The sequence below is a fragment of the Comamonas sp. w2-DMI genome (assembly GCF_040187735.1).
Classification (GTDB): domain Bacteria; phylum Pseudomonadota; class Gammaproteobacteria; order Burkholderiales; family Burkholderiaceae_C; genus Comamonas; species Comamonas terrae.
This window is the reverse complement of the sequence record NZ_JBANEL010000003.1, coordinates 134712-147249: the sequence shown is the minus strand read 5'-3', so window position 1 is coordinate 147249 and position 12538 is coordinate 134712. Positions and strand designations below refer to the sequence as shown.

The following is a 12538-nucleotide window of genomic DNA, read 5'->3' as shown; positions in this document are numbered from 1 at the left end:
GCGGAAAATCACGAAAATGCTCGACGCTACCGCAGCAGCGGCCTCCATCATGCCGGTGTCCCTGCAGGACATAAGGCGTTGCATTCGCAACAGCCTGTCAGCCATCAGCCCGGCAGCCTGCCGCGCCAGGGCCTCCCTAGAGCGGCAGCACGCGCGACGGATCGGGCCGCTGCAGCCACTGGGCGAACTCGTCGGCCAGCTGGCGGCTGGCCGAGGTGGCCGCGTTCCAGGCCCTGGCACGCGCCGCATGGTCCGTACCGTAGTCCAGGAAATCGTGCCGGTCGGGCAGCTTGCCGCGCGGCAGGCCGGCCACCCAGGCCGGGTCCGGGGCCAGCACCACCATGGAGTCCAGGAATCGGCTGGCGCGGTGGCGCCAGCGCAGGCTTTTGTCGAGCCAGCCCGGCACGACGGCGCGCTGGAAATGCGGATACAGCACGATGCCGTCCCCGGCCTGCGATGCCGCATAGTCCAGATGCATGTGGTAGTCGGTGATGCCGCCGTCCCAGTAGGCGCCGCGCGGCGCGCCGGCGATGTCGTGCACGGCCTGCAGCACGAAGGGAATCGAGCAGCTGGCGCGCAGGGCCTGCATGAAATTGGCCTCGTCCAGCCGCGCCTGGCGCGTGCGCAGGTCCGCCGTGGCAAACGGCAGCCGGTGCGGCGCTTGCTGCGGCCCGTGCGGCGCGGTGGAAAACACCACGCGCTCCAGCCACCAGCCCAGCGCCGGCCGGTGCAGCGCATTGCTCATGAAGGCGCCCAGGTAGCCCAGCGGTGTGCGCCAGCCCGACTCGCGCGCCAGCAGGCCGCGCCCGCGCGCGGCCACCACATGCAGCCGGTAGCGGCGATGGGCCAGCACCTCCGCCACCCGGCCGCCATAGAAGTCCTGCAGGCTTTGCGCGAAGCGCTCGCTGACCAGCCAGGCCGGCGTGCGCCTGTGCCCGGCCGGCGGATCGAAGCGCTGGGCGATGTAGTCGCGCTCGAGCCGTGCCAAGGCCTGCTCGGGCTGGGCAAGACAGGCCGTGGCCATGCGCCAGGCGCCAATCGAGGCGCCGACCAGATCCACGGGCTGGTCGGACTGCGCCAGCCAGTGGCCGAAGATGAAGCGGTCCAGCGGGCCGAGGATCAGCCCCTTGGGCCCGCCCGCCGCAGCCGGTATCACACGGACATGGCCGGGCGCCAGGCCATGCCGGCGGATATGGTCCAGGGCCTTGGGGCCGGCATGGATGCGCAGTGCGGGGACATGACTCATGGGCGCCATTGTGCCGGCGCCGGGCCCGGCCGTCACAGCTGCACGTCCAGCCCGCCGGCCGCATGCCAGTCGATCGATGCCTGCCGCAGCACCATGTCGATGTCCATGCGCAGCGCCAGCCCCACTTCCGCGGGAAAGCTCACGGCCAGCTTGCGGTCGTCCCAGTTCGCGGCCCGGGCGCGCACGCGCCAGCAGGCCAGGTGCAGCACGCCCGTCAAAGGCTCGAACTGCGATTGCTGCATGGGCGCATGCAGGTGTAGCAGCGCCTGCACCATCAGGGGCGGCAGATTCCACGAGCCGGCCAGCGCCGCGCTGACCTGGCTGTAGCTGTAGCCGTACACCTGCATTTCGAGCCGCGCGCGGTTCGGATGCAGCACGGCCACCGTCTCGCCCAGGGCCGCCGCCCGCTGCGCGTCCGCGCCGTGCAGCAGGACCTCGCCCAGCCCGTGCAGCAGCCCCAGCGCATAGGCCGTGGCCGCAGGCGCCTGTACCGAGGCCGCCAGCGCGCGCGCCAGCTTGGCCACCTCCACGCTGTAGCGCCAGAAGTCAGGCAGTTCCAGCCCCTGCAGCCAGCCTGTGCCCAGACCCAGCGGCGCCTGCGCCACCAAGTCGCGCAGCTCCGCCTGACCCAGCACGACCAGGGCCTCGGGGATGCCGGACACGCGCTGCTCCAGCTGGTGCTCGGCGCGGTTGGCCGCGGCCAGCAGACGGGCTGCCAGCGCCGGATCGGTGGCAAACAACTGGTCCAGCCTGCGCATGCCGGGCTGCGGCGTGCGCAGCTCGCTCAGCAACAGCGCCACCATGCGCGGCTGGCTGGGCAGCGCCACCGGGGCCTGCAGCAAGGCGGACAGATTCAGAGGTTTTGCGCGGCTCATTCCCATGCACGGCCCGGGGCCGCCTTTCCTTTGCTCGATCAATACGGCGGCCTTCGCGGCCCCGGCGCCTGGCGCCTTTACGGTTTTTCTTCCCGTTGCAGCTGCACCGGCTGCCCCATGGCCAGCTGGCCCGCAATCCGGCGCGTCAGCGGCTGCAGCACGGAAAAATGGTCCGCGCCCTGCACCGAAACGCAATGCACATGCTGCGATTTGCGCGCTGCGCAGAGCGCTTCCAGGCTGCCGATATTGCTGGGGCGCCGGTTGCCCTCGATGATCCAGGTCGGGCTTTTGATGGCATGCAGCCAGTGCACGGGAGAGCGCAGCCGCATTTCGTCTGCGGGCAGCTGGCTCCACCTGACCGGCCAGCCATAGCCGCCCACCTCGTCCACCGGACCGAAGGCGAAAACGCCCTGCACCGGCAGGCCCGCCGTGGCGGTCAGCAGCGCCAGCGTGGCGCCCGTGCTGTGGCCGCCCAGATAGATGCGCGAGGCATCGACATAGGGCAGACGGGCCGCCTGCAGCATGGCGGCGGCCACATCCTGCACCTCGCCCCAGAAATATTCGCGCTGGCCGGGATTGTCGTTGCCGCCGCGCAGCGTGGGAAACAGCATGGCCATGCCGGCCTTGCGAAAGGCGCTGGCGCTCTGGTCGTCGGCCGCCGCGCCTTCGCTCCAGAAGTCGCCGAGGCTGTTGGTGTCGCCGCCGGTCAGCCACACCATCAGCGGCTGCTTGCTGCCGTCCCCGGGGTTGGGCGTCACGAACGCCATGAGCCGCAGCTCGCCGCTTTGGTAAGCCATGGGCACGAACAGCTGCGCGGGCGGTTGCGGCAGGGCCGTGGCAGCCGTGCGGGCACCGGGCAGCAGCGCGGCGGCGATCTGCGTGCTTTTGCCTTCGCGCGCCTGCATCAGGTTCTGCAGGCCGATGGCCCCCGTGGCGATCTGCTGCTCCACCGCCTTTTCGATCTGCGCCTGCTCGGCCGCACGCGCCTGGCTCTGGCGCAGGGCCGCTTCACGCTGCAGCCTGGCTTCCTCGTGCCGGCGCAGCGACGCCTCGTACCCGGCCATGGCCTCGCGCGTGATGCAGCGGCGGGCCATGTCGATGGCCAGGCCCTCTTCCTGGGCCTTGTTCAGCTGCGCCGGATCGAGCCTGACCGTATGGCAGACCGCATCACCGGCCGCGGCCGTTGCCGGCGGCCAGACCAGCGGCTGCTGCTGGGCTTCGGCCTTGTGCCTGACCCGGTCCAGCGACACCCAGCCGCGCGAAGTCATCTTGGCGCCGATGAGCGCCACCAGCAGCACCACGCCGAGAGCGGGCAGCATCCTGCCCGCCGCTCCTGTCCTGGCCTTGCGCATCCTCTTTCCCTCCCAACGGCCGCCTGTGAATGGATATGAATGGGCGGCGGCCCAAAGGGGTGATTATTTCTTGAGACCTTGCAGCTTGGCAAAGGCCGAGGCCATGGCGCTTTGCGGCTCGGGCTCGCCACGGCGCTGCGGCTGGCCATATGCGCCGCGGCCGCCGCCATAGCCGTTGCCCCGCCCGGCGCTTTCAAAGCGGTTCTCGCGCGGGCCGTCGCGCCTTGCCGGCGCCGCATCGAGCTTCATGGTCAGGCTGATGCGGTTGCGCGCCACGTCGACCTCGAGCACCTTGACCTTGACGATCTGGCCGGTCTTGACGACCTCGCGCGCATCCTCGACGAACTTGTGGCTCATCTGGCTCACGTGGACCAGGCCGTCCTGGTGCACGCCCAGGTCCACGAAGGCGCCGAACTGCGCGACGTTGCTCACCGTGCCTTCGAGGACCATGCCTTCCTTGAGGTCCTTGATGTCCTCCACGCCGTCGTTGAAGCGCGCCACCACGAAGTCCGGGCGCGGGTCGCGGCCGGGCTTTTCCAGCTCGCCCAGGATGTCCTTGATGGTCACGGCGCCGAATTTGTCGTCGGCGAACTGCTCGGGCTTGAGCGATTTCAGCACCTCGCCACGGCCCATGATCTGCTCGATGGGCTTGCCGGTCTTGACGATGATCTGCTCCACCACCGGGTAGGTCTCGGGGTGCACGCCGGTCATGTCCAGCGGGTTGTCGCCGCCGCGGATGCGCAAAAAGCCCGCCGCCTGCTCGAAGGTCTTGGCACCCAGGCCGGCCACTTCCATCAGCTGCTTGCGGTTCCTGAAGCTGCCGTTGGCATCGCGCCAGCGCACCACCGACTTGGCCACCGCGCCCGACAGGCCCGAGACGCGCGACAGCAGCGGCGCCGAGGCCGTGTTCAGGTCCACGCCCACGGAGTTCACGCAGTCCTCGACCACGGCGTCGAGCTGGCGCGCCAGCTCGCTCTGGTTCACGTCATGCTGGTACTGGCCCACGCCGATGCTCTTGGGGTCGATCTTGACCAGCTCGGCCAGCGGGTCCTGCAGGCGGCGGGCGATGGACGCCGCGCCGCGCAGGCTCACGTCCACATCGGGCATTTCCTGGGCCGCGAACTCGCTGGCCGAATACACCGAGGCGCCCGCCTCGCTGACCACCACCTTGTCGATCTTCCTGTCGGCCTTGGCGGCGATCTTGATCAGGTCGGCCGCCAGCTTGTCGGTCTCGCGGCTGGCCGTGCCGTTGCCGATGGCGATCAGGTTGATGTTGTGCTTTTCCACCAGCCTGGCGAGCACGGCCAGCGAGCCGTCCCAGTCGCGGCGCGGCTCGTGCGGGTAGATGGTGGCGGTGTCCACCAGCTTGCCGGTGCTGTCCACCACGGCCACCTTCACGCCGGTGCGGATGCCGGGGTCCAGGCCGATCACGGCGCGCTGGCCCGCGGGCGCGGCCAGCAGCAGGTCGCGCAGGTTGTCGCCAAAGACCTTGATCGCCACCTTTTCCGCGTCCTCGCGCAGGCGGCTGAACAGGTCGCGCTCGGTCGAAAGGCTCAGCTTCACGCGCCAGGTCCAGGCCACGCACTTGCGGATCAGGTCGTCGGCCGGACGCTTGGCATGGCTCCAGCCCAGGTGCAGTGCGATCTTGCCTTCGGCCAGGCTGGGCTGGCCGGGCTCGGGCTCCACCGGCTGCACCAGCTTGGCCTCGAGGATTTCGAGCGCCCGGCCGCGGAACACCGCCAGCGCCCGGTGCGAGGGCACGCGGCCGATGGGCTCGTCGTAGTCGAAGTAGTCGCGGAACTTGGCCACCTCGGGGTCGTTCTCGTTCTTGGACTCGACCTTCTTGGACCTGAGCAGGCCCTCGTCCCACAGCCATTCGCGCAGCTTCTGCACCAGGGCCGGGTCCTCGGCCCAGCGCTCGGACAGGATGTCGCGCACGCCGTCGAGCACGGCGAAGGTGGTCGAAAAATCGGGGCCCGGCTTGCCGTCGTCCAGCGTGGTGGCGGGCTGGCAGAAGGCCTCGGCCTCCTTGTGCGGATCGAGCGTGGGGTCGGCAAACAGCTTGTCGGCCAGGGGCTCGATGCCGAATTCCCTGGCAATCTGGCCCTTGGTGCGGCGTTTCTGCTTGAACGGCAGGTAGATGTCTTCCAGCTCCTGCTTGGTCGGCGCACCGGCGATCGCCAGGCGCAGCGCATCGGTCAGCTTGCCCTGCTCGTCGATGGCCTTGAGCACGGCCTCGCGGCGGTCTTCCAGCTCGCGCAGGTAGGTCAGGCGCTCGTCCAGCGTGCGCAGCTGCGTGTCGTCCAGGCCGCCCGTGGCTTCCTTGCGGTAGCGGGCCACGAACGGAACCGTGGCGCCGCCGTCGAGCAACTCCACGGCCGCACTGACCTGCTGCGGCTTGACATTCAGTTCTTGAGCAATCTGACCAATGATTTTTTGCATGCGAGGCGCCCCAGGGCGAGAAATCCGGAAAGCCGCCGAGTTTGCCATACCACCTGCACCCCGTCCGGTTTGCCCGGGCACTCAAATGCAACAGAAGCTAAAAACTATGTTTTTCATAGCTGCTTGCGCTTGATGGGTATACACAAAAGCCTTATTTCATTCAGAATCCCCGGCATGCAGGACGATTTGTTTGGCCCGGCTTCGCCCGAGCCTCCCAGGAAACCGCAGGCAGCCCCATCCGCCCTCCGCGCCCCCCGGCCCAAGGCCCGCAGCGGCGAGGTGGCGCTGGCGCCTGCGGCAGCCCAATACCAGGCGCTGGCCGCGCAGCTGCCGGCCAACCTGCGCATGGGCGTGTCCACCTGGTCCTATCCGGGCTGGGAAGGGCTGGTATGGGACGGGGCCTACGACGCCAGCGTGCTGTCCAAGAAAGGCCTCACGGCCTACCACCGGCACCCGCTGCTGCGCACCGTCTGCGTGGACCGCACCTTCTGGCGCCCGCTCACGGCCAGCCAGTACGCGGCCTATGCGGCCCAGGTGGATGCGGATTTCCGCTTCGTCGTCAAATGCCCGGCCGGCGTGACCGATGCGCAGGTGCGCGGCGAGGACGGCAAGGCGCGGGAAACCAATCCGGCCTTTCTGGACCCCCGCCTGGCCGTGGAGCATTTCGTCGAGCCCACGCTCGAAGGCCTGGGCGACAAGCTGGGCGTGCTGGTCTTCCAGCTCAGCCCGCTGCCCTGGGGCTGGCTCAGCCGTCCCACGCTGCTGCTGGAGCGCCTGGGCACCATGCTGGCCGCCGTGCGCGAGGCGCTGGCCGCCCGCCCGCAGGTCATCGTGGCCGTGGAGGTGCGCGACCCCGAACTCCTGATCGCCCCGCTGGCCGATACGCTGCAGGCCCATGGCGCCACTTTCTGCCTGGGCCTGCACGGCAAGATGCCGCCGATCGAGGTGCAGCTGCCCATCCTGCGCGCGCTGTGGCCCGGCCCGCTGGTCTGCCGCTGGAACCTGAACCGCATCTTCGGCGCCTACGGCTATCCGGATGCGCAGAAAAAGCACGATCCGTTCAACGAAATCCGCTCCGAAGACCTGCACACGCGCGAACTGCTCGCGCGTACCATCCGCGGCATCACGGGCGCGGGCCAGCCGGCCTTCGTGACCGTCAGCAACGATGCCGAAGGCTGCGCGCCCTGCTCGATCGCGCTGCTGTCCCAGGCGATTGCCGCACTGTAGAAAGCCCTTCATGACCGCCTCCCACACACTGCCCGCCAGCACGGCGGACCTGCTGGCCCACACCGGCCACATCGGCCTGGTGCAAGGCATATCGGCAGGCCATTTCACCGATGCGCGCCGGCCCACGGGCTGCAGCGTGGTGCTGTGCCCGCAGGGCGCGGTCGGCGGCGTGGACGTGCGCGGCGCCGCACCCGGCACGCGCGAGACGGATCTGCTGCATCCGAGCAACCTCGTGCAGCAGGTGCACGGCATCGTGCTGGCCGGCGGCAGCGCCTGGGGGCTGGATGCGGCCGGCGGCGCCGTGCGCTGGCTGGAGGAGCAAGGCGCCGGCCTGGATATCGGCGTGGGCCGGATTCCGCTGGTGCCGGCTGCCGTGCTGTTCGACGTGATGATGGGCGACATGCGCATACGGCCCAACGCCGCCGCCGGCTACGCCGCCTGCCAGGCCGCCGGCAAGCTGCGCCCGGCCGAAGGCAGCGTGGGCGCCGGCGCGGGCGCCGTGGTGGGCAAGCTGTTCGGCCACGGCCGCGCGATGAAGGGCGGCATCGGCACGGCCAGCTTCACCGTGGACGGCGTGACCGTGGGTGCGCTGGTGGCCTGCAATGCGCTGGGCGATGTCTACAACCCCTATACGGGCGAGCTGCTGGCCGGCGCGCGCCAGGCCGACGGCAAGGCCCTGCTCGATGCGCGCCAAGCCCTGCTGGCAGGCCAGGAGCCGCGCCCCGTGCTGGCGGGCAGCAACACCACCATCGGCGTGGTGGCCACCGACGCCCGGATCACCAAGGCCCAGGCGCACCGGCTGGCCGTGGTGGCCCACGACGGGCTGGCGCGCGCCATCAACCCCGTGCATACCATGAGCGACGGCGACAGCCTGTTTGCGCTGGGCACGGGCCAGTCCGGCAAACAGCTCGGCATGATGACGCTGAGCACGCTGGCCGCCGAAGCGGTGGCGGTGGCCACGGCACGCGCCATTTTGCTGGCCCGGCCCATGCCCGTGGCCGGCCAGCCAATCCTGCCCTGCGCCAGCGACTTGCGGCAGCCGGGGCTTTAGCGCGGCAGGTTTTTGCGCCGCAATGCATCAAAAACAGGAGCTGCCTTCGCATGCCAGCCCTGGATTTGCAATACGTATCGGCCTGAACCACAGCAACAGTGGGCGCAGACAGCTCCTGTTTTCACTCCAGGCTTTCGTCCTCGATGCGGCGCAGCTGGCCTTTGGCCACCAGCTTGTCGCGCATGCGCCGCGTCATCGACTGGGTGCTGCCATCGGCCGCCGTGAACAGGAACAGGCTTTGCTGCGGGCTCATCCAGGTCAGGCGCGTGCGCAGCTGCTGGCGCTCGTTGCACAGCTCCACCCAGGTGCCCAGGGGCCAGTCGCCCGCATCCGCGGCCGGGCCCGACGCCGCCGGCCCACCGTCCGCGCCGGCGATTTTCTGGTCCGGCCCGGCCTGTACGGCTGCTTCGGCTTGCGGCGCGGAATGCATCCAGCTCTCTGCCGAGCGCTGGCCTGAAGGCCGGGGCTGCCGCGTGCGCGCTCCCCCATTTCCCAGCGCGACGGCCAGCACCTCCTGCGCCTCGGCGACGGCCAGAGCCGCTTCAGGGGCAGGGCTTTCCTGCACCCGCGACTGCGCCAGCGGCGCGTGCTGCGTCTCGTGCGCGCCGTCCAGCGCGGCCAGCATGCTGGGCAGCAGGTCCAGCGCATCGGGCTGGCCGGGCGCTGGGGCCTGCCGGGCCATTCCCGCATCGAGCGCATCCTGGTGCAGGGCCGCCAGCCGTGCGGCCAGCGCGCGGATTTCCCATTCGGTACGGCCCACGCTCCGCAGCCCCGCCGCCAGCCGCGCCTGCAGCCGCGGCGCCAGGGCGGCCAGGCGCCGGGTGTCGGCACTGGCCTGGGGCGAGACGCTCCACAGCAGGCTGGGCACCAGGGCCAGATAGCCGCCGGGGTCGCTGTCCGGCAGTGCCTGGCCGCCAGCCTCCAGCCTTTGCGCATGGGCGATGACCTGTGCCCAGGGGCCGGTCACGAAGTCCAGCATGTCCTCGGGAACGCCTCTGGCACTGGGCAGGCGGCGTATGGCATGGGCGATGTGCGATGAATCGGGCGGCACGGCATCCGGCTGTACGCCATCCGGGAGAGAGAATTCCCGAGGCAGGGAGCGGCTCTGGCCTTGCGGCTGTCCGGGCTCTTCATCGGCAGCCACGCCATGGTCGGCGCCAGGCGGGCTCCAGCCGTCGCGCAGGTGCTGCAGCACCTGGGCAAATGCCTGCGCATCCACCGCGGGCCAGGCCGCCAGCTGCCTGGCGGCGGAGTCGGCCGTCTGGATGAATCTTGCAAATCCCGGCGCGGCCTCGTCGGCAAACCAGAGGCTGCGCGCCGTGAGCTCGTCGAGCAGCTGGCGCGCCGGATGCAGGCGGTCTTCGAAAAAACGGGCATCCTGCTCCACCAGCTGCAGCAGCGCAGGCTCGAGCAGGCGCAGCACCTGCTGCACGGACGGCAGCAGCTGTGCATCCTGCGCCATGTGCTCCATCATGCGCTGCAGGGTGCGTGCTGAACGGGACAGCCCGGCGGCAGCGGCGGGTGGACGGGATGGCAAGCCTGCCGCCCCCGGCCGGTGCAAGCCGGACGCCAGCGCCGCGGTCGAATAGGAACTGCTCCAGCCCGGACCCGGCTCCCCGGCCGCGGCCGGCATGGCGGCTGCTGTGCCGAACGCCGCAGCCTGGTTGAAGCCGCCCAGGAGGGAATGCACGGTGGACGGTTGCGCCGCTTCGGCCTCGGCCAGATGGCCGAGCATGGAATCGGTCAGCGCCTGGGGCGCGGTATAGCAGCTGTCCTCGATCCAGCGCGGATCGGACAGCAATTCCTGCAGCAGGCACAGCGTCAGCAGGCTTTCGCGTTGGGCCGCATAGGCACGGCTTTGCGCAACGGCATTGCCGTACTGCTCCGGCGCCTGCCAGCGCGCGCGCGAACCTGCAGGGTCGCCCTGCCGGCGCCGGGCCACGCTCGATGCCTGGGCGGGCGGCGCGGCATAGAGCGCCGGCACCACGCCGAGTTCGCGCAGCAGCTTGGCGGTGCGCGCATATTCGGAGACCAGCAGCGGCCCCAGGTGCTGTGCCATGGCTTCGAGCCAGCAATGGGCGTGCGCGGGCTCAACCTTGGCTGCGGCAATCAGCTGCACCCAGGCCTGCACATAGTTTTCCGGCCGCAGCGGATTGCTTTCGGGATGCACATAGGCCATGCCCTGGGCTGCGCTGACCAGCGCGTCCAGGTCCGCGAGCGCCAGCTCCACCATGGGCGCCACGGCCTGCTGCAGGCGCTGGCCGTCGAGCCAGCTTTGCTGCCGCGCCGCATCCTGCGGGCAGCCGCCGCAATCCAGCAGGCCGAAATCATCGGCAATGGCGGGAGAGGAAAAGGAAAATGGCTGCCTGGCCGATTGCGCCAGGGTTTCCAGCAGGGCCTGCGGATAGCCCTTGAGCAGTTCGCCCTGGTGCAGCCGCAGGCTGCGATGGGCATCGGCAAGAAGGCCGAGCCGCTCGGCATCCTGGATGGCGGGATCGGGCTGCTGCAGCGCATGCTCGATACGCTGCAGCAGACGCAGAGCCAATGTCTCGGCGCTGCGCACCGCCTGCACAAGGCAGGTGCGCAATACCGACACGGGAACGGGAGAAAGGCTCATAGGCGCCAAGAATACCCGCTCCAGCGCCGGCTGGAGACATTCTGATGCTTACTTCAACGCCTTGTAACGCACGCGCTTGGGGGCCGCGCCTTCTTCGCCCAGGCGCTTCTTCTTGTCGGCCTCGTACTCCTGGTAGTTGCCGTCGAAGAAGTACCACTGCGAATCGCCCTCGGCCGCCAGGATGTGGGTGGCGATGCGGTCCAGGAACCAGCGGTCGTGGGAGATCACCAGCACGGTGCCCGCGTATTCGAGCAGCGCATCTTCCAGCGCGCGCAGGGTTTCCACGTCCAGGTCGTTCGAGGGTTCGTCCAGCAGCAGCACGTTGCCGCCCTGGATCAGCGTCTTGGCCAGGTGCAGGCGGCCGCGCTCGCCGCCCGAGAGGTTGCCCACCTTCTTCTGCTGGTCCTGGCCGTTGAAGTTGAAGCGGCCGGCATAGGCGCGCGAGGCCATCTGGAACTTGCCGACGTTGATGATGTCCAGGCCGCCCGAGATGTCCTCCCACACGGTCTTCTCGTCGGCCAGCGCGTCGCGCGACTGGTCCACATAGGCCATCTTCACGGTCTGGCCGATCACGACCTCGCCCGAATCGGGCTTTTCCTTGCCAGCGATCAGCTTGAACAGCGTGGACTTGCCGGCGCCGTTGGGGCCGATGATGCCGACGATGGCACCGGCCGGAATGTTCATGCTCAGGTTGTCGATGAGCACGCGGTCGCCGAAGCTCTTGGTGACGTTGTGGAACTCGATGACCTGGGTGCCCAGGCGGTCGGCCACGGGAATGAAGATTTCCTGCGTCTCGTTGCGGCGCTGGTATTCGTAGTCGCTCAGCTCCTCGAAGCGGGCAATGCGCGCCTTGCTCTTGGCCTGGCGGCCCTTGGCGTTCTGGCGCACCCACTCCAGCTCCTTCTTCAGGGCCTTGGCGCGGGCTTCCTCGCCCTTCTGCTCCTGCTCCAGGCGGTTTTGCTTCTGCAGCAGCCATTCCGAGTAGTTGCCCTTGTAGGGAATGCCGTGGCCGCGGTCCAGCTCCAGGATCCACTCGGCCGCGTTGTCCAGGAAGTAGCGGTCGTGGGTGATGGCCACCACGGTGCCGCTGAAGCGGTGCAGGAACTGCTCCAGCCAGTCCACGGACTCGGCGTCCAGGTGGTTGGTGGGTTCGTCGAGCAGCAGCATGTCGGGCTTGGACAGCAGCAGCTTGCACAGCGCCACGCGGCGCTTCTCGCCGCCCGAGAGCTTGCCGACCACGGCATCCCACGGCGGCAGGCGCAGCGCGTCGGCGGCGATCTCGAGCTGGTGCTCCGAGTCGGTGCCGGCGGCGGCAATGATGGCCTCCAGCTCGCCCTGTTCCTTGGCCAGCGCGTCGAAGTCGGCATCTTCCTCGGCATAGGCCGCATACACCTCCTCGAGGCGGGCCTTGGCATTGTTCACCTCGGCCATGGCTTCTTCCACGGCCTGGCGCACGGTGTGCTCGGGGTTGAGCTGGGGCTCCTGCGGCAGATAGCCGATGGACAGGCCCGGCATGGGAATCGCCTCGCCCTCGAACTCCTTGTCCACGCCGGCCATGATCTTCAGCAGCGAGGACTTGCCCGAACCGTTCAGGCCCAGCACGCCGATTTTGGCGCCGGGAAAGAAGCTGAGCGAAATGCCTTTCAAGATCTGCCGCTTGGGCGGCACGGTCTTGGTCAGCTGATTCATCGAGAAAACGTATTGAGCCATGTACGAATTGCTTTGAGT

General features: G+C 69.2%; 8 protein-coding genes. 2 read left to right on the top strand and 6 right to left on the bottom strand.

Translation table 11 applies throughout. From position 1 onward, the window contains the following. Positions 1-136: 136 nt before the first annotated feature. The 4 genes from V8Z74_RS05145 to V8Z74_RS05130 all read right to left on the bottom strand — a co-directional run bounded on the left by V8Z74_RS05145 (position 137) and on the right by V8Z74_RS05130 (position 5915). On the bottom strand, positions 137-1246 hold the full coding sequence (locus V8Z74_RS05145; protein ID WP_349708315.1) for a patatin-like phospholipase family protein: 1110 nt from the start codon (positions 1244-1246) through the stop codon (positions 137-139). 32 nt (positions 1247-1278) lie between these two features. Then, positions 1279-2121 carry an HDOD domain-containing protein gene (locus V8Z74_RS05140; protein WP_349708314.1) on the bottom strand — a complete coding sequence of 281 codons (843 nt, stop codon included), beginning with the start codon at positions 2119-2121 and terminating at the stop codon, positions 1279-1281. A gap of 77 nt (positions 2122-2198) precedes the next feature. After that, on the bottom strand, positions 2199-3440 hold the full coding sequence (locus V8Z74_RS05135) for an alpha/beta hydrolase family protein (RefSeq protein ID WP_349708312.1): 1242 nt from the start codon (positions 3438-3440) through the stop codon (positions 2199-2201). Between the two features lie 96 nt (positions 3441-3536). Continuing rightward, positions 3537-5915 carry a Tex family protein gene (locus V8Z74_RS05130; RefSeq protein ID WP_349708311.1) on the bottom strand — a complete coding sequence of 793 codons (2379 nt, stop codon included), beginning with the start codon at positions 5913-5915 and terminating at the stop codon, positions 3537-3539. A 174-nt stretch (positions 5916-6089) separates the two neighbouring features. Here V8Z74_RS05130 and V8Z74_RS05125 point away from each other — a divergent pair, with 174 nt between their 5' ends. Together V8Z74_RS05125 and V8Z74_RS05120 are read left to right on the top strand one after the other, a co-directional pair. After that, entirely contained in the window at positions 6090-7142 is a 1053-nt protein-coding gene (locus V8Z74_RS05125; RefSeq protein ID WP_349708310.1) for a DUF72 domain-containing protein, read from the top strand. A gap of 10 nt (positions 7143-7152) precedes the next feature. After that, complete coding sequence (locus tag V8Z74_RS05120; RefSeq protein ID WP_349708308.1) at positions 7153-8193, top strand: P1 family peptidase; 1041 nt, start codon at positions 7153-7155, stop codon at positions 8191-8193. Between the two features lie 121 nt (positions 8194-8314). Here V8Z74_RS05120 and V8Z74_RS05115 read toward each other — a convergent pair whose 3' ends face one another. After that, the gene (locus V8Z74_RS05115; protein WP_349708306.1) at positions 8315-10810 is read right to left on the bottom strand and encodes a DUF1631 family protein; all 2496 of its coding nucleotides are present in this window, start codon (positions 10808-10810) and stop codon (positions 8315-8317) included. 48 nt (positions 10811-10858) lie between these two features. Next, entirely contained in the window at positions 10859-12520 is a 1662-nt protein-coding gene (gene ettA / locus V8Z74_RS05110) for an energy-dependent translational throttle protein EttA (protein WP_066470837.1), read from the bottom strand. Between the last annotated feature and the right edge of the window lie 18 nt (positions 12521-12538).